The sequence below is a fragment of the Geodermatophilus sp. SYSU D01036 genome (assembly GCF_054050435.1).
This window is the reverse complement of sequence record NZ_JBJGZJ010000035.1, coordinates 1-26823: the sequence shown is the minus strand read 5'-3', so window position 1 is coordinate 26823 and position 26823 is coordinate 1. Positions and strand designations below refer to the sequence as shown.

The 26823-nt window shown below is 74.1% G+C and carries 28 protein-coding genes; 23 read left to right on the top strand and 5 right to left on the bottom strand.

All coding sequences use genetic code 11. The features are described 5' to 3' along the window. Positions 1-143 precede the first annotated feature (143 nt). The 18 genes from rho (at position 144) to ACI8AR_RS22075 (ending at position 15861) form a co-directional block, all read left to right on the top strand. The gene (gene rho / locus ACI8AR_RS22160) at positions 144-2285 is read left to right on the top strand and encodes a transcription termination factor Rho (RefSeq protein ID WP_457052914.1); all 2142 of its coding nucleotides are present in this window, start codon (positions 144-146) and stop codon (positions 2283-2285) included. Positions 2286-2418: 133 nt separating this feature from the next. Next, positions 2419-2643 (top strand): 50S ribosomal protein L31, encoded by a 225-nt coding sequence (gene rpmE / locus ACI8AR_RS22155; RefSeq protein ID WP_387992433.1) that lies wholly within the window; start codon positions 2419-2421, stop codon positions 2641-2643. 87 nt (positions 2644-2730) lie between these two features. Then, the gene (prfA, locus tag ACI8AR_RS22150; RefSeq protein WP_457052913.1) at positions 2731-3810 is read left to right on the top strand and encodes a peptide chain release factor 1; all 1080 of its coding nucleotides are present in this window, start codon (positions 2731-2733) and stop codon (positions 3808-3810) included. Continuing rightward, positions 3807-4670: a peptide chain release factor N(5)-glutamine methyltransferase gene (gene prmC, locus ACI8AR_RS22145; RefSeq protein ID WP_457052926.1), complete on the top strand. Its 864-nt coding sequence runs from the start codon at positions 3807-3809 to the stop codon at positions 4668-4670. Before prfA ends, prmC begins: the two co-directional genes overlap by 4 nt. A gap of 6 nt (positions 4671-4676) precedes the next feature. Further along, on the top strand, positions 4677-5318 hold the full coding sequence (locus tag ACI8AR_RS22140) for an L-threonylcarbamoyladenylate synthase (RefSeq protein WP_457052912.1): 642 nt from the start codon (positions 4677-4679) through the stop codon (positions 5316-5318). A gap of 171 nt (positions 5319-5489) precedes the next feature. Then, positions 5490-6794 (top strand): glycosyltransferase family 4 protein, encoded by a 1305-nt coding sequence (locus tag ACI8AR_RS22135; RefSeq protein WP_457052911.1) that lies wholly within the window; start codon positions 5490-5492, stop codon positions 6792-6794. Beyond that, positions 6791-7267, top strand: a complete 477-nt coding sequence (locus ACI8AR_RS22130; RefSeq protein WP_457052910.1) for a hypothetical protein — start codon at positions 6791-6793, stop codon at positions 7265-7267. Before ACI8AR_RS22135 ends, ACI8AR_RS22130 begins: the two co-directional genes overlap by 4 nt. A gap of 13 nt (positions 7268-7280) precedes the next feature. Then, the gene (locus ACI8AR_RS22125) at positions 7281-7607 is read left to right on the top strand and encodes an AtpZ/AtpI family protein (protein WP_457052909.1); all 327 of its coding nucleotides are present in this window, start codon (positions 7281-7283) and stop codon (positions 7605-7607) included. Further along, positions 7604-8434, top strand: a complete 831-nt coding sequence (gene atpB, locus ACI8AR_RS22120) for a F0F1 ATP synthase subunit A (protein ID WP_457052908.1) — start codon at positions 7604-7606, stop codon at positions 8432-8434. Before ACI8AR_RS22125 ends, atpB begins: the two co-directional genes overlap by 4 nt. A 95-nt stretch (positions 8435-8529) precedes the next feature. Continuing rightward, complete coding sequence (gene atpE, locus ACI8AR_RS22115) at positions 8530-8757, top strand: ATP synthase F0 subunit C (RefSeq protein WP_387992453.1); 228 nt, start codon at positions 8530-8532, stop codon at positions 8755-8757. Between the two features lie 47 nt (positions 8758-8804). Continuing rightward, complete coding sequence (locus ACI8AR_RS22110; protein WP_456929336.1) at positions 8805-9389, top strand: F0F1 ATP synthase subunit B; 585 nt, start codon at positions 8805-8807, stop codon at positions 9387-9389. Continuing rightward, the gene (locus tag ACI8AR_RS22105; RefSeq protein WP_456937647.1) at positions 9389-10207 is read left to right on the top strand and encodes a F0F1 ATP synthase subunit delta; all 819 of its coding nucleotides are present in this window, start codon (positions 9389-9391) and stop codon (positions 10205-10207) included. The genes ACI8AR_RS22110 and ACI8AR_RS22105 overlap by 1 nt, the downstream gene beginning before the upstream one ends. Before the next feature lie 56 nt (positions 10208-10263). Then, positions 10264-11895 (top strand): F0F1 ATP synthase subunit alpha, encoded by a 1632-nt coding sequence (atpA, locus tag ACI8AR_RS22100; RefSeq protein WP_457052907.1) that lies wholly within the window; start codon positions 10264-10266, stop codon positions 11893-11895. Between the two features lie 3 nt (positions 11896-11898). Then, positions 11899-12870, top strand: coding sequence for a F0F1 ATP synthase subunit gamma (locus ACI8AR_RS22095; protein WP_457052906.1), 972 nt, complete (start codon positions 11899-11901; stop codon positions 12868-12870). Positions 12871-12938: 68 nt separating this feature from the next. Continuing rightward, positions 12939-14375 (top strand): F0F1 ATP synthase subunit beta, encoded by a 1437-nt coding sequence (gene atpD, locus ACI8AR_RS22090; protein ID WP_456929340.1) that lies wholly within the window; start codon positions 12939-12941, stop codon positions 14373-14375. 285 nt (positions 14376-14660) lie between these two features. After that, the gene (locus ACI8AR_RS22085; protein ID WP_456929341.1) at positions 14661-14885 is read left to right on the top strand and encodes a hypothetical protein; all 225 of its coding nucleotides are present in this window, start codon (positions 14661-14663) and stop codon (positions 14883-14885) included. Positions 14886-15038: 153 nt separating this feature from the next. Next, on the top strand, positions 15039-15428 hold the full coding sequence (locus tag ACI8AR_RS22080; protein ID WP_387992473.1) for a F0F1 ATP synthase subunit epsilon: 390 nt from the start codon (positions 15039-15041) through the stop codon (positions 15426-15428). Positions 15429-15459: 31 nt separating this feature from the next. Continuing rightward, positions 15460-15861: a DUF2550 domain-containing protein gene (locus ACI8AR_RS22075; RefSeq protein WP_456929342.1), complete on the top strand. Its 402-nt coding sequence runs from the start codon at positions 15460-15462 to the stop codon at positions 15859-15861. A 9-nt stretch (positions 15862-15870) separates the two neighbouring features. On the opposite strand, the gene ACI8AR_RS22070 is transcribed toward ACI8AR_RS22075, so the two are convergent. Further along, entirely contained in the window at positions 15871-16473 is a 603-nt protein-coding gene (locus ACI8AR_RS22070) for a cob(I)yrinic acid a,c-diamide adenosyltransferase (protein WP_457052905.1), read from the bottom strand. An 89-nt stretch (positions 16474-16562) separates the two neighbouring features. Here ACI8AR_RS22070 and murA point away from each other — a divergent pair, with 89 nt between their 5' ends. Then, positions 16563-17849 carry a UDP-N-acetylglucosamine 1-carboxyvinyltransferase gene (gene murA / locus ACI8AR_RS22065; protein WP_457052904.1) on the top strand — a complete coding sequence of 429 codons (1287 nt, stop codon included), beginning with the start codon at positions 16563-16565 and terminating at the stop codon, positions 17847-17849. Here murA and ACI8AR_RS22060 read toward each other — a convergent pair. Continuing rightward, entirely contained in the window at positions 17846-18178 is a 333-nt protein-coding gene (locus ACI8AR_RS22060) for a hypothetical protein (protein WP_457052903.1), read from the bottom strand. The genes murA and ACI8AR_RS22060 overlap by 4 nt on opposite strands. 125 nt (positions 18179-18303) lie before the next feature. On the opposite strand from ACI8AR_RS22060, the gene ACI8AR_RS22055 reads away from it, so the two are divergent. Then, positions 18304-20322: a protein meaA gene (locus ACI8AR_RS22055; RefSeq protein WP_457052902.1), complete on the top strand. Its 2019-nt coding sequence runs from the start codon at positions 18304-18306 to the stop codon at positions 20320-20322. 17 nt (positions 20323-20339) lie between these two features. On the opposite strand, the gene ACI8AR_RS22050 is transcribed toward ACI8AR_RS22055, so the two are convergent. Then, a complete protein-coding gene (locus tag ACI8AR_RS22050; RefSeq protein WP_457052901.1) occupies positions 20340-21536 on the bottom strand; it encodes a sensor domain-containing phosphodiesterase in 1197 nt (398 codons plus the stop codon). A gap of 60 nt (positions 21537-21596) precedes the next feature. Beyond that, positions 21597-22322 carry a YqjF family protein gene (locus ACI8AR_RS22045; protein WP_457052900.1) on the bottom strand — a complete coding sequence of 242 codons (726 nt, stop codon included), beginning with the start codon at positions 22320-22322 and terminating at the stop codon, positions 21597-21599. A gap of 58 nt (positions 22323-22380) precedes the next feature. On the opposite strand from ACI8AR_RS22045, the gene ACI8AR_RS22040 reads away from it, so the two are divergent. Next, on the top strand, positions 22381-23154 hold the full coding sequence (locus tag ACI8AR_RS22040) for an enoyl-CoA hydratase-related protein (RefSeq protein ID WP_457052899.1): 774 nt from the start codon (positions 22381-22383) through the stop codon (positions 23152-23154). A 7-nt stretch (positions 23155-23161) separates the two neighbouring features. On the opposite strand, the gene ACI8AR_RS22035 is transcribed toward ACI8AR_RS22040, so the two are convergent. Beyond that, positions 23162-23998 (bottom strand): hypothetical protein, encoded by an 837-nt coding sequence (locus ACI8AR_RS22035; protein WP_457052898.1) that lies wholly within the window; start codon positions 23996-23998, stop codon positions 23162-23164. A 66-nt stretch (positions 23999-24064) separates the two neighbouring features. Here ACI8AR_RS22035 and nucS point away from each other — a divergent pair, with 66 nt between their 5' ends. Together nucS and ACI8AR_RS22025 are read left to right on the top strand one after the other, a co-directional pair. Next, positions 24065-24736, top strand: a complete 672-nt coding sequence (nucS, locus tag ACI8AR_RS22030) for an endonuclease NucS (protein ID WP_457052897.1) — start codon at positions 24065-24067, stop codon at positions 24734-24736. Positions 24737-24894: 158 nt separating this feature from the next. Next, the gene (locus ACI8AR_RS22025) at positions 24895-26676 is read left to right on the top strand and encodes a 3-hydroxyacyl-CoA dehydrogenase family protein (RefSeq protein WP_457052896.1); all 1782 of its coding nucleotides are present in this window, start codon (positions 24895-24897) and stop codon (positions 26674-26676) included. The last annotated feature ends 147 nt before the right edge of the window (positions 26677-26823 follow it).

Here is a 26823-nt window from a genome sequence, read left to right as displayed (position 1 = left end):
GCAGACGACCTTCCTGTCGACGCTGATCCCCGCTCCGCACCCACTGGATCCGCCGTCCCCCCTGTCCGGAACAGATGGACGGGGCGGCGCCGGGTCACCTCCTGCGCTGGTAGGCGCAGGTCACCGCAGGGAAGGACCTGTACGTGAGCGAAACCACCGACCTCGCCACCACCGGCGCCCCCGAGGGCGCTGCGGGCGAGGCACCTGCGGCCTCCGGCGCGGCGGCCCGCTCCCGCCGCCGCGGCAGCGGGCTGGCCGGCATGCTGCTCCCCGAGCTGCAGCGGCTCGCGGCGGAGCTGGGCATCCCCGGCACGGGCCGCATGCGCAAGGGCGACCTCGTCGCCGCCATCTCCGCCCGCCAGGTCGGCGGCGCGACGCCGGGCAGCGTCCCGGCGCCCGGCGCCCCGGCCGACGCGGCCCCCGACGTCCCGGCCTCCCGGGGCGCCGACGCCGTCGCCGCCACCGCCACGCCGGTCGAGGCCCCCGTCACCGGGGGCGCCAACAGCGGTCCGGTGACCGCCCCTGCCGCCGACGCCCCCGCCGAGGGCGCCCCGCGTCGCCGGCGTGCCGCCAGCCGCCCGGCCGGCACCCCCACCTCGGACGCGCCCGCCGCCGCGGCCCCCGCTGCCGAGGCCCCGGCCGTCGAGGCCCCCGCCGCCGCCACGCCGGCCGCCCCGCCCGCGGAGCGGACCGAGGGCGAGCGTCCCGCCGGTGACCGCACCGCCGGTGACCGCACCGACGGCGACCGCGGCGACGGCGACCGTGCCGAGGGCGACCGCCCGGCCCGCAACCGGGACCGCAACCGCAACCGGGACGGCCGCGACTCCCGCGACGGCGACCGCGCCGAGCGCGGCAACCGCGACGGGCAGCGCGACGGGCAGCGCGACGGGCAGCGCGACGGCAACCGCGACGGTCAGCGGGACGGGCAGCGGGACGGGCGCGGCCCCGACCGCGGCGAGCGCGCCGACCGCAACGCCCGGCCGAACGACCGCGCCGACCGGAACGACCGCGCCGACAACCGCAACGACGAGGACGACGACGACTTCGAGGGCGGCCGCGGCCGCCGCGGGCGCCGCTACCGGGACCGCAACCGCCGCAACGGCCGGGACCGCTTCGACCAGCCCAGCGAGCCGACGGTCAGCGAGGACGACGTCCTGCTGCCGGTCGCCGGCATCCTCGACGTCCTGGACAACTACGCGTTCGTCCGGACCTCGGGCTACCTGACCGGCCCCAACGACGTGTACGTGTCGTTGTCCCAGGTGCGCCGGCACGGCCTGCGCCGCGGTGACGCGATCACCGGCGCCGTCCGCCAGCCGCGCGAGGGCGAGCGCAAGGACAAGTACAACGCGCTGGTCCGCCTCGACTCGGTCAACGGCCTGGACCCCGAGCAGGCCCGCAACCGGCCGGAGTTCACCAAGCTGACCCCGCTCTACCCGCAGGAGCGGCTGCGCCTGGAGACCGACCCGCACCAGCTGACCACCCGGGTCATCGACCTGGTCATGCCGATCGGCAAGGGGCAGCGCGCGCTCATCGTGTCGCCGCCCAAGGCCGGCAAGACGATGGTGCTGCAGGCGATCGCCAACGCGATCACCACGAACAACCCCGAGTGCCACCTCATGGTCGTCCTCGTCGACGAGCGGCCCGAGGAGGTCACCGACATGCAGCGCTCGGTGAAGGGCGAGGTCATCGCCTCGACCTTCGACCGGCCGCCGTCGGACCACACGACCGTCGCGGAGCTGTCGATCGAGCGCGCCAAGCGCCTGGTCGAGATGGGCCACGACGTCGTCGTCCTGCTGGACTCGATCACCCGCCTGGGCCGCGCCTACAACCTGGCCGCCCCGGCCAGCGGGCGGATCCTGTCCGGCGGTGTCGACTCGACGGCGCTCTACCCGCCCAAGCGCTTCCTCGGGGCCGCCCGCAACATCGAGAACGGCGGCTCGCTGACCATCCTCGCGTCGGCGCTGGTCGAGACCGGCTCGACGATGGACACGGTCATCTTCGAGGAGTTCAAGGGCACGGGTAACGCGGAGATCAAGCTCGACCGCCGCCTGGCGGACAAGCGGGTCTTCCCGGCCGTCGACGTCAACGCGTCGGGCACCCGCAAGGAGGAGATCCTCCTCTCGCCCGACGAGCTGGCCATCGTCATCAAGCTGCGCCGGGTGCTCTCCGCGCTCGAGCCGCAGCAGGCGCTGGAGCTGCTGCTCGACAAGCTGCGCAAGACGCGCAACAACGTCGAGTTCCTCATGCAGATCCAGAAGACGACGCTCGGCCCCGAGCGCGACTGACGCACCGCCCGCCGCCGCGCTCGGCCGATCGGGGATACTGGTCGGCCGAGCCCCGCTGCGCGGCCGGAATGACCGGCCGGCCGCCGGCGTTCACGACAACAGCACCGAGACGTCCCCGGAAGAGGCCCGCATCATGAAGTCCGGTATCCACCCCGACTACCACACCACCACGGTGACCTGTGGGTGTGGGAACACCTTCACCACCCGCAGCACCGCCCCCGGCGGCACGCTGACCGTCGAGACCTGCTCCGCCTGCCACCCCTTCTACACGGGCAAGCAGCGGATCCTCGACACCGGTGGCCGCGTGGCCCGCTTCGAGAAGCGGTTCGGCAAGCGCGGCGCCACCGCCGGCAAGTAGCACCCCCGACGGCGCCCGTCCCACCTCCGTGGGACGGGCGCCGTCGTCGTGTCCGCCCCCGCTCCACCCCGTACGAGAGGCACCCCGATGAGCAGCCCGACCGACGCCGCGCCCGACCGGCTGCGCGGGCTGCTCGAGGAGCACGCCGCACTGGAGACCGAGCTCGCCGACCCCGCGGTGCACGCCGACGCCGGCCGCGCCCGGCGCCTGGGCCGCCGCTACGCCCAGCTGGCACCCGTCGTGGAGACCGCCCGCGCGCTCGACGCCGCCCGCGACGACCTCGACGCCGCCCGCGAGCTGGCCGCCGAGGATGCCTCGTTCGCCGAGGAGGCCCGCGGCCTCGAGACGCGCATCGACGAGCTCACCGACCGGCTGCGCGAGCTGCTGCTGCCCAAGGACCCCGACGACGACAAGGACGTCATCCTCGAGATCAAGGCGGGGGAGGGCGGCGCGGAGTCCGCGCTGTTCGCCGGGGACCTGCTGCGCATGTACCTGCGCTACGCCGAGCGCCGCGGCTGGGCCACCGAGGTCCTCGACGCCGTCCCCGCCGAGCTCGGCGGCTACAAGGACGTCTCGATCGCGGTGAAGTCCCGCACCGACGAGGGCATCTGGTCGCGGCTGAAGTTCGAGGGCGGCGTCCACCGGGTGCAGCGGGTGCCGGTCACCGAGTCGCAGGGCCGCATCCACACCTCCGCCGTCGGCGTGCTCGTGCTGCCCGAGGCCGAGGAGGTCGACGTCACCGTCGACCCGAACGACCTGCGCATCGACGTCTTCCGCTCGTCCGGCCCCGGCGGGCAGAGCGTGAACACCACCGACTCCGCCGTGCGGATCACCCACCTGCCCACCGGCATCGTGGTCAGCTCCCAGAACGAGAAGAGCCAGCTGCAGAACCGCGAGTCGGCGCTGCGCGTGCTGCGCTCCCGGCTGCTGGCCGCCGCCCGCGAGGAGGCCGCGGCCACCGCCAGCGACCAGCGCCGCAGCCAGGTCCGCACGGTCGACCGCAGCGAGCGGGTGCGCACCTACAACTTCCCGGAGAGCCGCATCTCCGACCACCGGGTCGGCTTCAAGGCGCACAACCTCGACCAGGTCCTCGACGGCGAGCTCGACCCGGTCATCGACGCGCTCACCCGCGCGCACACCGCCGAGCTCATGGCGGCCGGCTCCTGAACACCCGCACGCTGCTCGCCGGCGCCGCCCGCCGCCTGGCCGAGGCCGGCGTCGAGTCGCCCCGCGTGGACGCCGAGCTGCTGCTCGCCCACGTCCTCGGCGCCTCCCGGACGGCGCTGCTCACCCGCGACGACGTCGACGACGACGCCGCCGCCCGCTTCACCGCGCTGCTCGACCAGCGCGCCGCCCGGGTCCCGCTGCAGCACCTCACCGGCCGGGCGCCGTTCCGCCACCTCGAGCTCGCCGTCGGCCCCGGCGTGTTCGTGCCCCGGCCCGAGACCGAGCAGCTCGTCGAGTGGGCGCTGACGCGGCTCGCGGGCGTCGACGAGCCGGTCGTCGTCGACCTGGGCAGCGGGTCCGGCGCGATCGCGCTGTCCATCGCGCACGAGCACCCCGGCGCGCGGGTCACCGCGGTCGAGCGCGACCCGCAGGCGATCGAGTGGACCCGCCACAACGCCGGCCTGCGTGCCGCGGCGGGGGACCGGCCGGTTCCCGTGCTCGCCGGTGACATGACCGACCCGGGCCTGCTGCGCGACCTCGACGGCACCGTCGACCTCGTCGTGTCCAACCCGCCCTACGTCCCCGACGGCGCGCGGGTGCCGCGCGAGGTCGCCGACCACGACCCGCCGCTCGCGCTGTGGGGCGGCCCGGACGGCCTCGACGTCGTCCGCGGGCTGCTGACGACGGCGGCCCGGCTGCTGCGCCCCGGCGGCGGGCTCGGCATCGAGCACGCCGACCAGCAGGGGAGCACGCTGCCCGCGCTGGTGCGCGGCACCGGCGACTTCACGTCCGTCACGGACCACCCCGACCTCGCCGGGCGGCCGCGGTTCACGACCGCGGTCCGGGCTGGGGGAGACTGACCGCCCGTGGCCGACCTCTACGACTGCACCGACCCCGAGCAGCGCGCCGCGGGTCTCGACGCCGCCGCCGCCGCGATCGCCCGGGGCGAGCTCGTCCTGCTGCCCACCGACACCGTCTACGGCGTCGGCGCCGACGCCTTCTCACCCGCCGCGGTCTCCGGTCTGCTGGCGGCGAAGAACCGCGGCCGCGCCATGCCGGTCCCCGTGCTCATCGGGGAGGCGTCGACGATGGCCGGGCTGACGATGAGCGTGCCCCGGGTGGCGCAGCGGCTGGCCGAGGCCTTCTGGCCGGGCGGGCTGACCCTCGTCGTCGAGCACGCCCCGTCGCTGGCCTGGGACCTCGGCGACGCCGAGGGGACGGTCGCCGTCCGCCTCCCCGACGACGACGTCGCCCGCGACCTGCTGCGCCGCACCGGCCCGCTCGCCGTGTCCAGCGCCAACCGCTCCGGCCGGCCCGCCGCCACGAGCGCGCAGGAGGCGGACGCGCAGCTCGGCGAGCACGCCGCGGTCGTCCTCGACGGCGGCCCGCGCGCGGGCTCGGCGGCCAGCACGATCGTCGACTGCACCGGCCCGGTGCCGCGCGTCCTGCGGGTGGGCGCGGTGCCGGTCGAGCGGCTGCGCGAGGTCGTGCCCGAGGTCACGGACTAGGGCCCGGTCACCGGCGGCTGCGGATCCCGCTCCGTCCGGTGACGGGGGGATACCGTGGGGGTACCGCCCGTCCCGTCCGCCCGCCGTCTCGCCCCCGGGAGCACCGTCGCGATGAGCACGCCCGCCGCGCGCCCGGCCGGGACCGCGCGCGGTCCGCACGGGGGCTGAGCCGTGCGCGAGTACGCCGTCGTCCTGCTGACCGCGGGCCTGGTCACCTTCCTGGCCACGCCGGTGGTGCGGATCGCGGCGGTGCGGCTGCGGATGATGGCCGCCCCGCGCGAGCGCGACGTGCACGTCATCCCCACCCCCCGCGGCGGGGGCGTGGCCATGTACCTCGGCGTCGCGGCGGCGGTGCTGGTGGCCACCCGGCTGCCCGCGCTGCAGCGCACCTTCGACGACTCGCAGACCGCCGCCGTCCTCGTCGCCGGCGGGCTGATCTGCCTGCTCGGCGTCCTCGACGACAAGTTCGGGCTCGACGCGCTCACCAAGCTCACCGGCCAGATCGCCGCCGCCGGCGTCATGGTGCTGCTCGGCGTCCAGCTGGCGTTCCTGTTCCTGCCGGTCGCCGACATCGGGACCATCTCCTTCGGCCCGGACGTCGGCGTGCCGCTGACCATCCTGCTGACCGTCCTCACGGTCAACGCGCTCAACTTCATCGACGGCCTCGACGGGCTGGCCGCGGGCGTCTCGGCCATCGCGGCGCTGGCCTTCTTCGCCTACAGCTACAACCTCAGCCGGGTCGGCTACGACGAGGTCGCCAGCGCCCCGGCCCTGGTGACGGCGGTGCTCGCCGGGGCCTGCCTGGGCTTCCTGCCGCACAACTTCAGCCCGGCGCGCATCTTCATGGGCGACTCCGGGTCGATGCTCGTGGGCCTGATGCTCTCGGCCGCCGCGGTGAGCGCCACCGGCCGGGTCGACGCCCAGTCCTTCGACTCCGCGGCCAGCCTGCTGCCGCTGGCCCTGCCGCTGCTGGTGCCGATCGCGGTGCTCTTCATCCCGTTCGTCGACCTGCTCCTGGCGGTGGTCCGCCGGACCCGGCGCGGGCAGTCGCCGTTCTCGCCCGACAAGATGCACCTGCACCACCGGCTGCTGTCCATCGGGCACTCGCACCGCCGGGCGGTGCTGACCATGTACTTCTGGGCGGCTCTCCTGTCCTTCGGCGCGGTGGCCCTCTCGGTCACCGGCGGGACGGTCGAGCTGCTCGTCGTGATCGGGGTGCTGCTCGTCGTGGGAGTCGTCGTCGTCCTCGCCCCGCACGCCCGGCGTGCCGCCCGGGAGGCCCGGGCCACCGAGATCGCCGAGCAGCGCCGCCGCAGCCGCGCCGCCCACCCGACCGCGCGGGCGCACCGCGCCGGGCGCCGGTCCCCCGAGCCCGCGCCGCCGGCAGGGCCCCCGGTGCCGGCCGCCGGCCCGGCCGCGGCGACCACCACCCCGACCGCGCCGCGCGCGGCCGGGGCCGGCCAGGGGCTCCGGTGAGCGCGCCCCGCCCGGTCGCGCAGGTCCCGTGGGACCTGTCGTTCCTCAAGGTCGGCACGCTGGTCACCGTCTCGGTCGCCGTCGCCGCGGCCCTGGTCGTCGGCCTGGTGCTCGGCTGGCCCGACGCCGTCGGGGTCCTGGTCGGCGCCCTGGTGGTGACGGCGTTCTTCGTCGTCTCCGGCGTGGTCATCGCCTGGGCCGGGCGGATCAACGACACCTTCACGCTGCCGGCGGCGCTGGGCACCTTCTTCGTCAAGGCCGTCGTGCTGTTCGGGATCCTCACCGCGCTGCCCGAGGACGGCTGGCTCGACCGGCGCACGCTGGCGTGGGCGGTGGTCGTGGGGGCCCTGCTGTGGAGCGGGGTGCAGCTCCGGTGGGTGTGGACCCGCCCGCTCTACTACGTGACGCCGCCCGCGCCACCCGGTCAGGCGACGGTCCCCCCGGCACCGGGAGGCGCCCCGACACGCGGCTGATAGTGTCCGGGCGATGGCCGAGGACGACCCCACCCGTGGGGAGCCCCGGCCCCGACCTGCGCGACCAGCCCCTCGGGGCAGCGGTGCCGAGACCGGCTGGGCCGTCATCGGGACCATGATCTCCGGGATGGCCGTGTGGGGCGGAGCCGGGTGGTTGCTCGACCGGTGGTTGGACACGCGGGTGTTCCTGCCGGTCGGGATCCTCCTCGGCATCTCGGCGGCCATCTACCTGGTCGTCAAACGGTTCGGCGGGCTGCCACCAGACCTTGGTGCACCCGAGCAGGGCAACACCCCGGGCGGACGACGGAGCCGGCCCAGGACGCAGAAGGGACAACGGTGACCTCCAGCGCCCTCGCGCTCGTGGACGTGCTCGCCGCCGAGGGCGGCGGGTCCGGAGACGGCTTCCAGGCCCCCGGCCTGGGCGAGTTCTACCCGGAGCCGCTCGCCGAGTTCTCGCTCTTCGGCATCGACTTCGAGATCACGCGCATCACGCTCGGCCTGTGGTTCGCCACGCTGGCGATGCTCGTCTTCATGGTCCTCACGGTCCGCAAGCCGCAGATCGTGCCGGGCAAGATGCAGTTCGTCGGCGAGAGCGGCTACTCGCTCGTCCGGGACGGGATCGCCCGCGACGTCGTCGGCCCCAGGGGGATCCCCTTCGCGCCGTTCCTCGCGTCGCTGTTCTTCTTCATCCTCGCGAACAACTTCATGTCGATCCTGCCGTTCGCGCAGATCTCCCCGATGTCGAAGTTCGCGTTCCCGCTGGTGCTCGCCGCCATCTGCTGGGTGCTCTACATCTACATCGGCATCCGCGAGCAGGGCGCCGGCCGCTACTTCAAGGACATCCTGTTCCTGCCCGGCGTGCCCAAGCCGATGTACATCCTGGTCACGCCGATCGAGATCCTGCAGAACTTCATCGTCCGGCCGTTCACCCTCGCGGTCCGGCTCTTCGCGAACATGTTCGCCGGCCACATGCTGCTGGTGGTGTTCTCCCTCGGCGCGGTCTACCTGTTCAGCCGGGACAACTTCTCGGTCGTCTTCGGCCCGGTCTCGGCGCTGATGGCGATCGTCATGACCTTCTTCGAGCTGCTGGTCATCTTCCTGCAGGCCTACGTCTTCACCGTGCTGATGGGGACCTACCTCAACGGCTCGATCGAGGCCGAGCACTGACCGGCTGAGCAGGCACCTCCCGGACCGCACCACCCCCAAGACCCCCGCAAGCCGCCCGGAGACACCGGGCGACGACACAGGAGGAACACCCCGTCATGGATCTTCTGGCTGAGCTGTCCGGCAGCATCGGCTCCGTGGGCTACGGCCTCGCCGCCATCGGCCCGGGCATCGGCGTCGGCATCGTGTGGGCGGCCTACATCCAGGCCACCGCGCGCCAGCCCGAGTCGGCCGGCCTGACCCGTACCTACGCGTTCCTCGGGTTCGCGCTCTCCGAGGCGCTCGCGCTCATCGGCTTCGTCGTCCCCTTCGTCTTCGGCACCTGATCCGCGCCCCGCGGGCCGGCACCGACTGAGACAGGGACACTGAGACCATGAACATCCTCGCAGCGGAGGAAGCCCACAACCCGCTGATCCCGCCGCTGGGCGAGATCATCATCGGGCTGATCGCGTTCGCGATCGTCATGCTGGTCTTCTTCCGGTTCATCGCCCCGCGCTTCGAGCAGGTCTTCCGGGCCCGCCGCGAGGCCATCGAGGGCGGCATCGAGCGGGCGGAGGCCATGCAGGCCGAGGCCAAGGCCGCGCTGGAGCAGTACCGCGCCCAGCTGGCCGAGGCGCGCACCGAGGCCGCGCAGATCCGGGACCAGGCCCGGGCCGAGGGTCAGCAGATCCTCGAGGAGCTGCGCGCCCAGGCGCAGGAGGAGTCGGCGCGCATCGTCGCCCGCGGCGAGGAGCAGCTGGCCGCCAACCGCCAGTCGGTCGTCAACGAGCTGCGCGGCCAGATCGGCACGCTGGCCGTCGACCTCGCCGGCCGCGTGGTCGGGGAGTCCCTGGAGGACGAGGCGCGGCGCCGCGGCACCGTCGACCGGTTCCTCGACCAGCTCGACGGCATGGCCGGCGGGGCGGCGGGCAACGGCCGTGCCGGCAGCACCGTGTTCGTCCCCGGCGGCGACCGCTGATGGACGCCTCCAGCCGGGCGGCGCTCGCGGTCAGCCGCGAGCGCCTCGCCGCGACGACGGCCGGTGCCGCCGGCCCGGGCCTGCTGGCCCTGGCCGACGAGCTGTTCGCCGTCGCGCGGCTGCTCGACGGCACCGTGGCGCTGCGGCGGGCCCTGTCCGACCCGTCGGCCAAGCCGGCCGACCGGGCCGGACTGGCCCGCCGGATCCTCGGCGGGCGGGTCTCCGAGGCCGCCGTCGACCTGGTCGAGACCGCCGCCCGCCAGCGGTGGTCGCGGCCGCTGGACCTGGTCGAGGCCACCGAGACCCTCGCCACCGAGGCCTCGCTGGACGCCGCCGAGGCGCGCGGCGAGCTCGAGGGCGTCGAGGACGAGCTGTTCCGCTTCGGCCGGATCGTCGGCGGCGACCCCGAGTTGTCCCGCATCCTCTCCGACGACTCGGCACCGGCCGAGGGGCGCGCGGCGCTGCTCGACCGGCTCCTGTCGGGCCGGGTCAGCCCGGTCACCGAGCAGCTGCTGCGGAACTCGCTGACCGCCCGGCACGTGGGGAACGCGGAGACCCGGGTCGAGCGGCTGTCCGTGGCGGCCTCCGCCCGGCGCGGCCGCTCGGTCGCCCACGTGACGACGGCGGTGCCGCTGACCGTGACGCAGGAGCAGCGGCTGCGCGACGTGCTCGGCCGGATCTACGGGCGGACGATCGGCCTGCAGGTGACGGTCGACCCCGAGGTGCTCGGCGGCCTGGTCGTGCGCGTCGGTGACGAGGTCATCGACGGCAGCATCGCCAACCGGCTCGAGTCCGCCGGCCGCCGGCTCGCCGGCTGACCCGCCCCACCCCAGACCACAGACAGCACGACCCAGCAGGGAAGAGGACGCGCGCCATGGCCGAGCTGACGATCTCCGCAGACGAGATCCGCAGTGCCATCCAGAACTACGTCACCGAGTACTCCCCGGACGTGTCCCGGGAAGAGGTCGGGATCGTCACCGAGGCCGGCGACGGCATCGCCCGGGTCGAGGGCCTGCCCTCGGTCATGACCAACGAGCTGCTCGAGTTCGAGAGCGGCGTCCGCGGCCTCGCGCTGAACCTCGACGTCCGCGAGGTCGGCGTCGTCATCCTCGGTGACTTCGCCGGCATCGAGGAGGGCCAGCAGGTCCGCCGCACCGGCGAGGTCCTGTCGGTGCCGGTCGGTGACGGCTACCTCGGCCGCGTCGTCGACCCGCTCGGCAACCCGATCGACGGCGGCGGCGAGATCGCCACCACCGGCCGCCGCGCGCTGGAGCTGCAGGCCCCCACCGTCGTGCAGCGCAAGTCGGTGCACGAGCCGCTGCAGACCGGGATCAAGGCCATCGACGCCATGACCCCGATCGGCCGCGGCCAGCGCCAGCTGGTCATCGGCGACCGCCAGACCGGCAAGACGGCGATCGTGCTCGACACGATCATCAACCAGAAGCAGGCCTGGGCCACCGGCGACCCGAAGCAGCAGGTGCGCTGCATCTACGTCGCCGTCGGTCAGAAGGGCTCGACGATCGCGGCGATCCGCACGGCCCTCGAGGAGGCCGGCGCGATGGAGTACACGACCATCGTCGCCGCTCCCGCGTCGGAGGCCGCCGGCTTCAAGTACATCGCCCCCTACACCGGCTCGGCCATCGGCCAGCACTGGATGTACGAGGGCAAGCACGTCCTGATCGTCTTCGACGACCTGTCCAAGCAGGCCGAGGCCTACCGCGCCGTCTCGCTGCTGCTGCGCCGCCCGCCGGGCCGCGAGGCCTACCCGGGCGACGTCTTCTACCTCCACTCCCGGCTGCTGGAGCGCTGCGCCAAGCTCTCCGACGACCTGGGCGCCGGGTCGATGACGGGTCTCCCGCTCATCGAGACCAAGGGCAACGACGTGTCGGCCTACATCCCGACCAACGTCATCTCGATCACCGACGGGCAGATCTTCCTCGAGACCGGTCTGTTCAACTCCGGTGTCCGCCCGGCCATCAACGTCGGCATCTCGGTGTCCCGCGTCGGCGGCTCGGCGCAGATCAAGGCGATGAAGTCGGTCGCCGGTCGCCTGCGCCTGGACCTCGCCCAGTACCGCGAGCTCGAGGCCTTCGCCTCGTTCGCCTCGGACCTGGACGCCTCCAGCCGGGCCACCCTCGACCGCGGCCAGCGCCTGGTGGAGCTGCTCAAGCAGGGCCAGTACCAGCCGTACCCGGTCGAGCGCGAGGTCGTCTCGCTGTGGCTGGGCACCACCGGCAAGCTCGACCGCGTGCCGGTGTCCGACGTCCGCCGGTTCGAGTCGGAGTTCCTCGACTACATCGGCCGCAGCGAGAGCGGCGTCTTCGACGAGATCCGCACCTCGCGGGCCCTCGGCGACGACGCGGTGAGCAGCCTCGAGCGCGCCGTCGAGAGCTTCTACCAGCAGTTCACGACCTCCGACGGCACCTCGCTGGTCAACGAGCCCGAGGCCGAGGCCATGGACGCGTCCGAGCGTGGCCAGGAGCGCGTCCAGGTCAAGAAGGCCTGACCGGTGGCCGGTTCCCTTCGCGCGCTGCGGCGGCGCATCCGCTCCACCCAGTCGACGAAGAAGATCTTCTCGGCCCAGGAGCTGATCGCCGGCGCCCGCATCGTGCGCGCCCAGGCCCGGGTGGAGGCGTCCAAGCCGTACGCCCGGGAGATCACGCGGGTGCTGTCCGCGCTGGCGTCGTCGGCCTCGCTCGAGCACCCGCTGCTCACCGAGCGGCAGGCGACCCGGCGGGCCGCGGTCCTGGTGGTCACCTCCGACCGCGGGTTCGCCGGCTCGTACAACGTGAACGTGCTGCGGCGGACCGAGGAGCTGCTGTCGCTGCTGCGGCAGGAGGGCAAGGAGCCGCAGGTCTACGTCATCGGCCGCAAGGGGGAGACCTACTACTCCTTCCGCAACCGGCCGGTGGTGCAGACCTTCACCGGGTTCTCCGAGCAGCCGGCCTATCCCGACGCCCAGGAGGTCGGGCGCGTCCTCATCGACGCGTTCACCGCCGGCGCCGACGACGCCGACGGCGGCCCGGGTCCGGACGGCGTGGCCGGCGTGGACGAGCTGCACATCGTCTACACCGAGTTCCGGTCGCTGCTCGCCCAGGTCCCGGTCGCCAAGCGGCTGGCCCCGCTGGAGGTCGAGGAGGTGGAGGAGTTCGACTTCGAGCGGGAGGACCGCGAGGCCGGCCGCACCGGCGACTCCGGCGTCCCCACCTCGTACGAGTTCGAGCCCTCGGCCGACGCGCTGCTCGACGCGCTGCTGCCGAAGTACGTCACCACCCGCATCTACGCGGCGCTGCTCGAGGCCGCGGCCTCCGAGTCGGCGTCGCGGCGGCGGGCGATGAAGTCGGCCTCGGACAACGCCGAGGAGCTGGCGAAGAACCTCTCCCGCCAGGCCAACCAGGCGCGCCAGGCCGAGATCACCCAGGAGATCAGCGAGATCGTCGGTGGCGCCGACGCGCTGGTCGCAGCCAACGCCGACGACTGACCACCCCGGTCCCCGCCCGAGGCGGGGGCCGCAGGATCTCCGATCCACCTGACCGAGGAGCCCCCCTCATGACCGTCACCGAGGACCGTCCGACCACCCAGACGACCGGCCGCGTCGTCCGGGTCACCGGGCCGGTCGTCGACGTCGAGTTCCCGCGCGACGCGATGCCCGACCTGTTCAACGCCCTGCACGTCGACGTGACCCTCGCCGACCTGGGCAAGACGCTGACCCTCGAGGTCGCCCAGCACCTGGGCGACAACGTGGTCCGCACCATCTCCATGGCCCCGACCGACGGTCTGGTCCGTGGCGCCGAGGTCCGGGACACCGGAGGCTCGATCAGCGTCCCGGTGGGCAACGAGGTCACCGGGCACGTGTTCAACGCCCTCGGTGAGTGCCTCGACAAGCCCGGCTACGGCCAGGACCTGCCGCGCTGGTCGATCCACCGGCACGCGCCGCGGTTCGACCAGCTCGAGGGCCGCACCGAGCTGCTCGAGACCGGCATCAAGGTCATCGACCTGCTCACCCCGTACGTGGCCGGCGGGAAGATCGGCCTGTTCGGCGGTGCCGGCGTGGGCAAGACCGTGCTGATCCAGGAGATGATCCGCCGGGTCGCCCAGGAGTTCGGTGGCGTGTCGGTGTTCGCCGGCGTCGGCGAGCGCACCCGCGAGGGCAACGACCTGATCACCGAGATGACCGAGTCCGGCGTCATCGAGTCCACCGCGCTGGTCTTCGGCCAGATGGACGAGCCGCCGGGCACCCGGCTGCGGGTGGCGCTGTCGGCGCTGACGATGGCGGAGTACTTCCGCGACGAGCAGAACCAGGACGTGCTGCTCTTCATCGACAACATCTTCCGGTTCACCCAGGCCGGGTCCGAGGTGTCCACGCTGCTGGGCCGCATGCCCTCCGCCGTGGGTTACCAGCCGACCCTCGCCGACGAGATGGGCGAGCTGCAGGAGCGGATCACCTCGACGCGGGGTCACTCGATCACCTCGCTGCAGGCGATCTACGTGCCCGCCGACGACATCACCGACCCGGCGCCGCACACCACCTTCGCCCACCTCGACGCGACGACGGTGCTCTCCCGGCCGATCTCGGAGAAGGGCATCTACCCGGCCGTCGACCCGCTGGACTCCACCAGCCGGATCCTCGACCCGCAGTACGTCGGGCAGGAGCACTACCAGGTCGCGCAGACGGTGAAGCAGATCCTCCAGCGCTACCAGGAGCTGCAGGACATCATCGCGATCCTCGGCATCGACGAGCTCTCCGAGGAGGACAAGGTCACCGTGCAGCGCGCACGGCGGATCGAGCGGTTCCTCTCGCAGAACATGTTCGTGGCGGAGGCCTTCACCGGTCAGCCCGGCTCGTTCGTGCCGCTGTCGGAGACCCTCGAGGCCTTCAAGGCGCTCACCGAGGGCAACTACGACCACGTGCCCGAGCAGGCCTTCTTCATGTGCGGTGGGCTCGAGGACCTCGAGCGCAACGCGGAGAAGCTCAAGCGCGGCTGAGGAAGGACCCCGTCCTCCTCACCCCTCGCACGCTCGGGGTGAGCCTCCGGACCGGGCCACACCACGTCACGGCCGGGTGTCCCTGCGGGGACACCCGGCCGTCGTGCGTCCGGGGGTACGCCTCACGTGAGGGACCGCTCACGGACGGTCGGGACGGGCCAGGGCGTGGCGCGCGAGGTGGTTGACGTACCCGGCGTCGTGGGCAGGTGCCTTCCGGGCGCACCTCAAGAGCGGGAGCCTTGCTGCCGATCGGAGAGGGTGGCGCCCGGAGGGACCGGACGCGTCGTGTGGGAGAAGACCATGGAGTGGCTGGACGCGACCAGCACCGACGGCACGGTGACCCGCCTGCCGGCCGGGACCGCCGATCCAGGGTGGACCTGGCCGTCGACGTCCGTACCGCACGTGCACGACATCGCCTACGACACCGAGGAGTGGGCGCCCGCCTCGACGGTGCGCCACCCGTGGGTCCGCGTCGGTCGCTGGACCCTGCTCTACCGCCGCGCCGCCTAGACCCCGACCGGGTCCGCCGCCCGGCCGGGTGACCACCGGACGGCCCGCGCCGGGTGCCCAGGGTCCCGCGGCTAGAGTGGGCGGCGACCGTCGCCGTGCCCGCTTCCCGGCCGGCGTCCCAGCACCGCCCGTCGGTGGACCCGGAGGAGTGTCGTGGCGACCCTGCAGGTCGAGTTGGTGGCCGTCGAGCGGACCATCTGGTCCGGTGAGGCGAGCATGGTCATCGCCCGCACCACCGAGGGCGAGATCGGCGTCCTGCCCGGCCACGCCCCGCTGCTCGGCGAGCTCGCCCCCGGTGGCGTGGTCACCGTCCGGACCACCGAGGGCCCCGACATGGTCGTCGCCGCGCACGGCGGCTTCCTGTCGGTGACGCCGAAGGGCGTGTCCATCCTCGCCGAGACCGCGGAGATCTCCTCGGAGATCGACGTCGAGCGGGCCCGCGAGGCGCTGCGCCGCGCCGAGTCCGCCGGCGACGACCCCGAGGCCCTCGCCGCCGCCCGCCGCGCCCAGTCCCGCCTGCGGGCCGCCGGACAGGCCGACTGACCCGACCGGACCGCGCCCGCCCCAGCCGACGGTGACCACCGCCCTGCTCGTCCTCGCCGGGGTGCTGGTCGTCGTCCTGGTGGTCGCCTTCCTCATCCGCCGCCGGCTGCTGCTCTCCGGCCTCGGTGCGGTGACGATGTGGCTGCGCCCCGCCGGCAGCTCCCGGTGGTCGGTGGGCGTCGCCTGGTACGGGGGAGAGGCGCTGCTCTGGTACCGCGCGCTGTCGCTGTCGGTCCGCCCGCAGCAGCGGCTGTGCCGCACCGAGGTGCAGGTGGAGGGCCGGCGGCCGCCGGGCCGGGACGACGTCGCCCTGCCCGACGACGCGGTCGTCCTGACCTGCGTCACCGGCAGCGGCCGCAAGGAGCTGGCCATGGACCCCTCCACGGTGACGGGGTTCCTCTCCTGGGTGGAGTCGGCCCCGCCCGTGCACTGAGGGCCGGCGTCAGCCCCGTGCGGCCCGCTGGGCGTGGACGCCGCTGTGCGCGCCGGGCGCCCACAGCACGTCGCCGTCGGGGTTGGCCTCGCGGGCGAGGATGAACAGCAGGTCCGAGAGCCGGTTGAGGTAGCGGGCGGTCTCCGGGTTGGTGCGCTCGCCGTCGGCCGCCAGCAGCGCCCACACGCTGCGCTCGGCCCGCCGGACGACCACCCGCGCCTGGTGCAGCAGCGCCGCCAGCGGCGTGCCGCCGGGCAGCACGAAGCTCGTGAGCCTCGGTAGCGCCTCGTTGTGCTCGTCGCAGGCGGCCTCGAGCCGCTCGGTGTAGGCGGCGGTCACCCGCAGCGGCGGGTGCGCGGGGTCGGGCACCACGGGCGTGGACAGGTCGGCGCCGACGTCGAACAGGTCGTTCTGCACGCTGCGCACGAGCCCGGCCAGCTCCGGCGACGGCGCACCCAGCGCCAGGGCCACGCCGAGCACGCTGTTGGCCTCGTCGACGTCGGCGTAGGCGACCAGCCGCGGGTCGGTCTTGGCCACCCGGCTCATGTCGCCCAGGTGCGTCTGCCCGGCGTCACCGGTCTTCGTGTAGATGCGGGTCAGCCGGACGGTCATGGTCGCCCAGCCTAGGCGTTGCCGCGGGCGCGCCCGCCGGCCTGGGACGCTGCCCGGAGCCGCCCGGGCACCCGCCGTAGGGTGGTCGGGTGCAGTGCTTCGAGGTGACCGGCGGCACCGCCCTCAGGGGCCAGGTACGGGTCACGGGGGCGAAGAACAGTGCCCTCAAGCTCATGGCGGCCGCGCTCCTGGCCTCCGGGCGGACGACGATCGACGAGGTCCCCGACATCCTCGACGTCGCGATCATGAGCGAGGTGCTGCGGCGTCTGGGCTGCGGCGTCAGCTACGAGCGCTCGGGGCAGCCCGGGGGCGGCGGCCGGGTCGTCGTCGACGTGCCGGAGGACCCCGCCACCGAGACCGACTACGACCTGGTCCGCAGGATGCGCGCCTCGATCAGCGTGCTCGGCCCGCTGGTCGCGCGCTGCGGCAGCGCCCGGGTGGCGCTGCCCGGCGGTGACGCGATCGGCTCCCGCGGTCTGGACATGCACATCTCCGGCCTGGAGCGGCTCGGCGCCTCGATCCACAGCGAGCACGGCTTCCTCGTCGCCTCCGCGCCGCGGCTGGTGGGCACGTCGATCTGGCTGGACTTCCCGTCGGTGGGCGCCACGGAGAACCTGCTCATGGCCGCGGTCCTGGCCGAGGGGACGACGGTCATCGACAACGCGGCCCGCGAGCCGGAGATCGTCGACATCTGCTCGATGCTCACCGCCATGGGCGCCCGCATCGAGGGCGCGGGCACCTCCACACTCACCGTCGAGGGCGTCGACGCGCTGTCGCCGGTGACCTACTCGACGGTGCCGGACCGGATCGTCGCCGGGACGTGGGCGATCGGCGCGGTGATGACCCGCGGTGACGTCGTCGTCGAGCGGGCCGTCCCCGACCACCTCGCCGTCCCGCTGGACAAGCTCGTGAGCGCCGGGGCCACCGTGGAGGTCGTCGAGAACGGCGTCCGGGTCGCCATGGACGAGCGGCCCCGCGGGGTCGACGTCGTCACCCTGCCGTTCCCCGGGTTCCCCACCGACCTGCAGCCGATGGCGGTCGCGCTGGCCGCGGTGTCCACCGGCACGGCGCTGATCACCGAGAACGTGTTCGAGGGCCGGTTCATGTTCGTCAACGAGCTGGTGCGCCTCGGTGCCGACGTGCGCATCGACGGTCACCACGCGGTCGTCCGCGGGCGGGAGCGGCTGTCGTCGGCGCCCGTGCTGGCCACCGACATCCGCGCCGGCGCCGGGCTGGTGCTGGCCGGCCTGCTGTCCGACGGCGTCACCGAGGTGCAGGACGTGCACCACGTCGACCGCGGCTACCCGGACTTCGTCGAGCAGCTGCGCGGCCTGGGCGTGCGGATCGAGCGGGTCGAGCGCCCCAGCGACCTCTAGGCCGCGGGGAAGGAGGACGCCAGCGCGCGGGCGCGGTCGGCGTCCTCGGGGAAGACCAGCACGTCGGCGCGGTGCGCCTCGGGGAAGCGGACCGTCGAGCGGATCCCCGCGTCCGAGAGCACCGCGCGCAGCGCCAGCGCCGACTCGCGGCGGGAGAGCGTGGCGACCCGGGTGAGCAGGCCGTCGTCGGTGGGCGAGGGACGGCCCCGGCGCATGCCCCCGGTGGAGCTCCCGCCGAAGGCCCACCGCATGAAGAGGGCGAGCAGCACCATGACGACGATCGCGATGACCGGTCCGGCGATGTAGCTCAGACTGCCCGGCTGCAGCACGGCGCCTCCCCTCGCGGGCGGCGTCCGGGTCCTGACCGGCCCGGTCGCACGCGATCGAGTGTGCCACCGCGGGGCTCCCGGACCGGTGCTGCTACTCACCGGTAACCCCCTTACACTCCGCTGGCATGCCGTTCCCTTCATCGCCGAAGGAGCGCGACCGTCCCTGGGTCATGCGCACCTACGCCGGCCACTCCTCGCCGGCCGAGTCCAACGCGCTCTACCGCCGGAACCTGGCGAAGGGGCAGACCGGCCTGTCGGTCGCCTTCGACCTGCCGACGCAGACCGGCTACGACCCGGACGACGAGCTCGCCGTCGGTGAGGTCGGCAAGGTCGGCGTCCCGGTCACGCACCTCGGCGACATGCGGGCGCTGTTCGACGGCATCCCGCTCGACGAGATGAACACGTCGATGACGATCAACGCCACCGCCATGTGGCTGCTCGCGCTCTACCAGGCGGTCGCCGAGGAGCACGGGCACGACGTCGCGAAGCTCGCCGGGACGACGCAGAACGACATCATCAAGGAGTACCTGTCGCGCGGGACCTACGTGTTCCCGCCCGGGCCCTCGATGCGGCTGATCACCGACATGGTCGCCTACACCGTGACGGCGATGCCGAAGTGGAACCCGATCAACATCTGCAGCTACCACCTGCAGGAGGCCGGGGCGACGCCGGTGCAGGAGATCGCCTACGCGATGAGCACCGCGATCGCCGTCCTGGACTCGGTGCGCGACTCCGGCCAGGTGCCGCAGGAGCGCTTCGGCGAGGTGGTCGCGCGCATCTCCTTCTTCGTCAACGCGGGCGTCCGCTTCGTCGAGGAGATGTGCAAGATGCGCGCCTTCACCCAGCTCTGGGACGAGCTGACCCGGGAGCGCTACGGCGTGCAGGACCCCAAGCACCGCCGCTTCCGGTACGGCGTGCAGGTCAACTCCCTGGGCCTCACCGAGGCGCAGCCGGAGAACAACGTGCAGCGGATCGTGCTCGAGATGCTCGCCGTCACGCTGTCCAAGGACGCCCGCGCCCGCGCGGTGCAGCTGCCGGCGTGGAACGAGGCGCTCGGCCTGCCCCGGCCGTGGGACCAGCAGTGGTCGCTGCGGCTGCAGCAGGTGCTCGCCTACGAGACCGACCTGCTCGAGTACGACGACCTGTTCACCGGGTCGGTCGTGGTGGAGCGCAAGGTCGCCGAGCTCGTCGAGGGCGCCCGCGCCGAGATCGCCCGGGTGCAGGAGATGGGCGGGGCGGTGGCCGCCGTCGAGTCCGGCTACATGAAGGGGCAGCTGGTCGCCTCGCTGGCCGAGCGGCGGCGCCGGATGGAGAGCGGGGACGACGTCGTCGTCGGCGTGAACCGGTTCGACAGCACCGAGCCCAACCCGCTGACGGCGGACCTCGACGCCGCGATCATGGTCGTCGACCCGGCCGTGGAGGCGGCCGCGAAGGAGGCCGTCCGGCGGTGGCGGGCCGAGCGCGACCCGGCGCCGGTGGAGGCCGCGCTGGCCGCGCTGCGCGAGGCCGCCGCCGGCGACGTCAACCTCATGGAGGCCACCCTGCGGTGCGCCCGCGCGGGCGTGACGACGGGGGAGTGGGCCGGCGTGCTGCGCGAGGTGTTCGGCGAGTACCGCGCCCCCACCGGCGTGGCCGCGGCAACCGGCGGCGGCGAGGCCGACGAGTCGCTGGCGCAGGTCCGCGAGCGGGTGCGCGCGACCGGCGAGGAGCTGGGCGGCCGGCTGCGGTTCCTGGTCGGCAAGCCCGGCCTCGACGGGCACTCCAACGGCGCCGAGCAGATCGCCGTCCGCGCCCGCGACGCCGGGTTCGAGGTGGTCTACCAGGGCATCCGGCTCACGCCCGCGCAGATCGTGTCGGCCGCGATCGAGGAGGACGTGCACGTCGTCGGGCTGTCGGTGCTGTCCGGCTCGCACCTGCAGGTGGTCCCGGCGGTACTGCGGGGCCTGCGGGAGGCGGGCCTGGACGACGTCCCGGTCGTCGTCGGCGGGATCATCCCCGACAGCGACGCCCGCCGGCTGCGCGAGCAGGGGGTGGCCCGGGTGTTCACGCCCAAGGACTTCGGGCTCACCGACATCATGGGCCAGGTCGTCGACGTGATCCGCGAGGCGAACGGCCTCGACGAGAAGGTGCCCGCCTCCGTGTGAGGCCCGGCCGGCGCCGCTCAGGGGATCGGCGCCGGCCGGCCGAACAGGTGGCCCTGGCCGTAGCGGACGCCGCGGGCGAGCAGGACGTCGCGCTCGCCGGTGGTCTCGATGCCCTCGGCCACCAGCGTGGCGCCGGTGTCGGCCGCGAAGGCCACCATCGCCGCGGTCATCGCCTGCCGGGCCGGGTCGACGTCGACCCCGCTGACCAGCGCGATGTCGAGCTTGATGGTGTCCGGCCGCAGCCGCAGGATGTGCCGCAGGCTGGCGTAGCCGGCGCCGGCATCGTCGATGCTGAGCCGGATCCCGGCCGCCCGCAGCGGCGCCAGCGCACCCAGGACCGGCCCGTAGTCCGCGATGGGGCTGTGCTCGGTGATCTCCACGGTCAGCGCCGTCCGCCGGACGCCGTCGAGGAGCGTCTGGCCGACCTCGGGGGACAGCAGCGCCTCGGGAGAGAGGTTGACCGCCAGACGCAGGCCCCGCGGCAGCCGGTCCCCGGCCTCCAGCGCGGCGTGCACGGCCAGCAGCTCCAGGTCCGCGCCCAGGCCGACGAGGGCGGCGTCGGCGAACAGCGTCGCCGGGCCGCCCTCGCAGCCGGGGAAGCGGGACAGCGCCTCGTGCGCGACGACGGTGCCGCTGTGCATGTCGACGACCGGCTGGACGTGCACCTCCACCGCGCGCCGCTCCAGGACGTCGCAGACCCGCGCGCGCCGGGCGGCCAGCTCGGCCTCGGCGGCCTCCTCGGCGGTCAGCCGCTCGCCGATCAGCTCGGCGAGCATCTCCACCGTCCGCACCGACGAGCCGTCCAGCTGCTCCCCGGCGTCCCGGCTGATGCAGCACAGCATCCCGAGCGGGCGCCGGTCGTCGCCGCGCACCGGGGCGCCGACGTAGGAGCCGATCCCCAACTGCCGGGTGACCGCGAGCTCGCGGGTGACCGGGTTGCGGTCGGCGCCGGTGACCACCGGCGGCAGCTGGCCGGACAGCACCCGCACGCAGAAGGACTCCTCGAGCGGCATCGACATGCCCTCGGAGACGTGCATGGCGCCGAGCTCGCCGGTGGCCGAGGCGATCTCCTGGCGGTCCTGGGTGAACACCGACAGCCAGGCGACGTCCATCCCGAGCCGGGCGCGCGCGAGGTCGAGCAGGCGGTGCACCCAGTCCTCGCCGGCGTCGTCGGTCGTCGGGTCGGCCGTCGCCACGGGCTGCGGTGCTCCCACCCCGGCAGTGTCGCTGCTGGGCGCCGTCTTGCCCAGGGGGTTGCGGAACGGCTCCGTGCGTCAGACGCGGGGGCCGAAGCGGACGTCGACGCCGGGGGAGAACAGCACGCTGTCCGGCGGGCCGCCGACGCCGGGCAGCCCGGCCGCGGCGAGCAGGTCGCCGTCCCAGGTCAGGAGCTCGGCGCGGTGCAGCGGCCAGGCCGGGTGCTCGTTGGGCCAGTAGCGCGTGCGGTCCCGGCTCGTCTGGTGCAGCCCCCAGCGGCCGGTCAGGAAGCGCTCCAGCGGACCGGGCCGCTCCAGCCGCGGGCCCACCCGCACCTCGGCCCGGCCGCCGGCGCCGCGCGGCCCGGGCCAGCGCCGCCGGCAGGTGTAGGTCAGCAGGTCGCCGTCGCGGGTCAGGCGCATCCGCGACCACAGGTAGGGCAGCCCCGCGGCGCGGGCGACCAGGACCGGGAGCAGCCGGTCGGCGTCGAGGGACGCGAAGACGACGCCGCGGCGGCCCTCGCCGTCCACGGAGTACAGCCGCACGTTGGTCTCGAGGAACGAGCCGACCCAGGGCAGGCCGGGCGAGCCGAGGACGCCGATGCGGCGCATCCGGAAGGGCACCAGCCCCACCCAGCTGCGCCCGTCCGGGGTGGTGTCCGGCCGGGTGCCCGGCGGCAGCAGCGGCGCGACGACGTCCGGGTCGACCGCCCAGTGCAGGAACGCGACGTCCCGCCAACCCTGGGTGAGCAGCGTCCACCCGGCGGCGCGGGGCGCGGTGTCGGTGACCTCCTCGGCGTCCACCCCTCCAGCGTCCCAGCCGCGTTGCCCCGGACCGGCCGTCCGTGGTGAGGTCGGTCACGTGACCGCCGAGGGAGCTCCCCGCGTCGAGCGCGACGGCGACGTCGTCCGCATCACCATGTGCCGCCCGCAGCGGCGCAACGCGCTGTCCCGCGACCACCTCACCCAGCTGCTGGCCGCCGTCACCGACGCCGGCGGCACGGACGCGGCCGGCATCGTCCTGGGCGGGGAGGGGCCGGTGTTCAGCGCCGGGCACGACTTCCGGGACGTCGTCGACCGGCCGGTGACCGAGGTCCGCAGCCTGCTCGCGCTGTGCACCGAGCTGATGCAGACGCTGCAGGACGTGCCGCAGGTCGTCGTCGCGCGGGTGCACGCCCTGGCCACCGCCGCGGGCTGCCAGCTGGTCGCCTCCTGCGACCTCGCGGTGGCCGCCGAGTCGGCCGGCTTCGCCGCCCCCGGCGGCAAGGGTGGCTGGTTCTGCCACACGCCGATGGTGGCGATCGCCCGCAACGTCGGCCGCAAGCGGGCGATGGAGCTCGCGCTCACCGGCGACGTCATCGACGCGCGCACCGCGCTGGACTGGGGGCTGGTCAACCGGGTCGTGCCCGACGGCGAGCTCGACGCCGCCGTCGACGAGCTGATGGCGCGCGCCACCCGCGGCTCGCGGGCGAGCAAGGCCTGGGGCAAGCAGACGATGTACGCCCAGCTCGACCGGACGGAGCGGGACGCCTACGCCGTCGCCGTCGAGGTGATGGCGTCGGCCAGCCAGATCGACGGCGCCCGGGAGGGCATGCGGTCGTTCCTGGAGAAGCGCCCGCCCGCCTGGACCGACTGAGGCCGGGTCAGTCGGTCAGGTCGGCGCAGCCGGTCTCGTGCGGGAGCACCGGCCGGAACGCGATCGACCAGCGCGCGCCGTCGGCGGTGACCCACGGCGTGAGCACGTTCGCCGGGGCGGCGGCCGCGAGCACGTCGGCGGCCTGCTGCCCGGTGGCGCTCACGCAGGTCAGGCCGGCGCCCAGCGGCGTGCCGGGCAGCTCGGGACCCGGCCAGGCGACGTCGGGCTGGGGGAACTCCGGGTCGCCGCCGGTGTGCGGCTGGACCGCCGCGGCGACCGTCTGCGGCACGTAGGACTCCGCCGGGCCCGTGCCGGCCAGGCCGGTGAGCTCGTCGACGAGGTCCTGCAGCCGGCCGCGGGCCTCCGCCTGCTCCGGGGTCAGCGACCCGTCGGGGGTCTCGGCCAGCGCGTAGACCTCGCGGACCGCGGTGCCCTCGTCGGTGGTCAGGGTGATGCGGGTGGTGGGCGCGTCGGCCACCGGCGGCTCGCCGAGGTCGGCGTCCTCCGCCACGCCGGCGTCGACGGCGTGGTCGAGCAGGTCGCGGACGGTGGCCTCGTCGACTTCGGTCACCTGCACGTTCGGCAGCGCGGGCGAGGGCCAGATCTCGATCTGCGGGCCCTCGGTGAACACCCGGCCGTCGCCGTAGACGGTGACCAGGGGCAGCCGGGTGACCAGGTCCTCCGGGGGCACGAAGCCGCCGGTGTGCTCGACCTGCAGCACGGGGCCCGCGGGGAGGGGGCCGGGCGACGGCGCCGCGGCGTCGGCCCCGTCCTGCGCGCACCCGGCCAGTGCCAGCGCGCCGGCCAGCAGGGCGGCCGCGCGCACCGTCGACGTCGTCGTCACGGTCCTGCGGACGCGCGACCCGGCTCGGCGGTTCCCGTCGTGACCGGACCGGTACCGTCGGCCCCCGTGCGTCTGGTCATCGCCCGCTGCTCGGTCGACTACATCGGGCGGCTGACCGCCCACCTGCCCATGGCCCCGCGGCTGCTGCTGGTCAAGGCCGACGGCTCGGTGTCGGTGCACGCCGACGACCGCGCCTACAAGCCGCTGAACTGGATGAGCCCGCCGTGCTCCCTGAGGGACGAGCTGGTCGACGGGTCCGGCACCTGGACGGTCACCAACAAGGCCGGTGAGCAGCTGGTCATCACCATCGAGTCGGTCGAGCACGACTCCGCGCACGAGCTGGGCGTGGACCCCGGCCTGCAGAAGGACGGCGTCGAGGCCGAGCTGCAGCGGCTGCTCGCGCTGCACGTGGAGACCTTCGGGCAGGGCTGGTCGCTGGTCCGCCGCGAGTACCCGACGGCGATCGGCCCGGTCGACCTGCTCTGCCGCGACGCCGACGGCCGCACCGTCGCCGTCGAGGTCAAGCGGCGCGGGGAGATCGACGGCGTCGAGCAGCTGACCCGCTACCTCGAGCTGCTCAACCGCGACCCGCTGCTGGCCCCGGTCAAGGGCGTGTTCGCCGCGCAGGAGATCAAGCCGCAGGCGCGGGTGCTCGCCGGCGACCGCGGCATCGAGTGCGTGACCGTCGACTACGCCGTCCTCAAGGGCACCGACGACCCCACCCAGCGGCTGTTCTGAGGCCGCCACCCAGCGCGGGAGGACCCCGTCCTCCCCACCCTTCGCGGGCTCGGGGCGGGACCCTGGACGGGGCCCGGGAGGGACCTACCGGCCGGTAGCAGACGCGGGCCGTCCGGGTGGGAGACTGCCCCGGTCAACGCACGGGAGGAGATGGCAGCGTGGCCAGAGAACTGACCGAGGTCGGCGTGGTGGGCCTGGGCACCATGGGTGCGGGCATCGCCGAGGTGCTGGCCCGTGCGGGCCTGTCCGTGACCGCCGTGGAGATCAGCGAGGACGCGCTGAGCCGGGGTCGCGGGCACGTCGAGCAGTCCACCGGCAAGGCGGTCGCGCGCGGCAAGCTCGACGACGCCGAGCGCGAGGCGATCCTCGGGCGGATCCGGTTCACCACCTCGCTGGAGGACCTCTCCGCCGCCGAGCTGGTCATCGAGGCCGTCCCCGAGCGGATGGAGCTCAAGACCGAGCTGTTCGCCAAGCTGGACAAGATCTGCCCGCCGGACACCATCCTCGCGACCAACACCTCGAGCCTGTCGGTGACCGAGCTGTCGGTGGCCACCGGCCGGCCGAGCAAGGTCATCGGGATGCACTTCTTCAACCCGGCGCCGGTCATGAAGCTGGTCGAGGTCGTGCGCACCGTCGTCACCGAGCCCTCGGTGATCGAGGACGTCGAGGCCCTGGCCGAGCGGCTGGGCAAGGTCGACGTGACGATCGGCGACAAGGCCGGCTTCATCGCCAACGCGCTGCTGTTCGGCTACCTCAACCACGCGGTCTCCATGTACGAGAACCGCTACGCCAGCCGCGAGGACATCGACGCCGCCATGCGGCTGGGCTGCGGCCTCCCGATGGGCCCGCTGGCGCTCATGGACCTCATCGGCATCGACACCGCCTACGAGATCCTCGACACGATGTACAAGCAGTCGCGGAACCGGCTGCACGCGCCCAGCCCGATCATCAAGCAGATGATGACCGCGGGCCTGCTGGGCCGGAAGTCCGGCCGCGGCTTCTACACCTACGCCCAGCGCGACTCCGCCGAGGTCGTGCCGGACGCGCTCACCCCCGGCGCCGGGCACGCCGCGGAGGGCGCCCGCCCGGTGTCGAAGGTCGGCGTCGTCGGCTCCGGGACGATGGCCACCGGCATCATCGAGGTCGTCGCCAAGGGCGGCTACGAGGTCGTCTTCGTCGCCCGCACCCTCGACAAGGTCGAGGCCGTGCACACCGCGCTGCGGAAGTCGCTGGACAAGCAGGTCGCCCGCGGGCGGCTCGACGAGGCGGGCCGGGACGAGGTCCTCGCCCGGGTCACCGGCACGGCGTCGCTGGACGACCTCGCCGACGTCGACCTGGTCATCGAGGCCGTCGTCGAGCACCTGGCCACCAAGCAGGCGCTGTTCGCCAACCTCGGCGAGATCTGCAAGCCCGGCGCGGTGCTGGCCACGACGACGTCGAGCCTGCCGGTCATCGAGTGCGCCAAGGCCAGCGAGCGGCCCGCCGACGTCGTCGGCCTGCACTTCTTCAACCCCGCGCCGGTGATGAGGCTGGTCGAGGTGGTCAGCACCATCGCCACCGCCCCCGACGTCGCGGCCACCGCGCACGCGGTGTGCGCGCAGCTGGGCAAGCACGCGGTGTCCTGCACCGACCGGGCCGGGTTCATCGTCAACGCGCTGCTGTTCCCGTACCTGAACGACGCGGTGAAGATGCTCGAGGCGCACTACGCGACCGCCGACGACATCGACGCCGCCATGAAGGTCGGCTGCGGCTACCCGATGGGCCCGTTCGAGCTGCTCGACGTCGTCGGTCTCGACGTCTCGCTGGCCATCGAGCGGGAGCTGTACGTCGAGTTCCGCGAGCCCGGGTTCGCGCCCGCGCCGCTGCTCGAGCACCTGGTCACCGCCGGCTACCTGGGCCGCAAGACCGGCCGCGGGTTCCGGGACTACTCCCGGCGCTGAGGTGCCCCGCAGGGGACGACGGAGCAGCGGGGGGGGGGGGGGGGGGGGGGGGGCGGGGGGGGGGGGGGGGGGGGGGGGGGGGGGGGGGGGCGGGCGGCGCCGTGGGCGGCGTCCGCGGCGTCGGGCGGGCGGCGCCCCACCCCAACC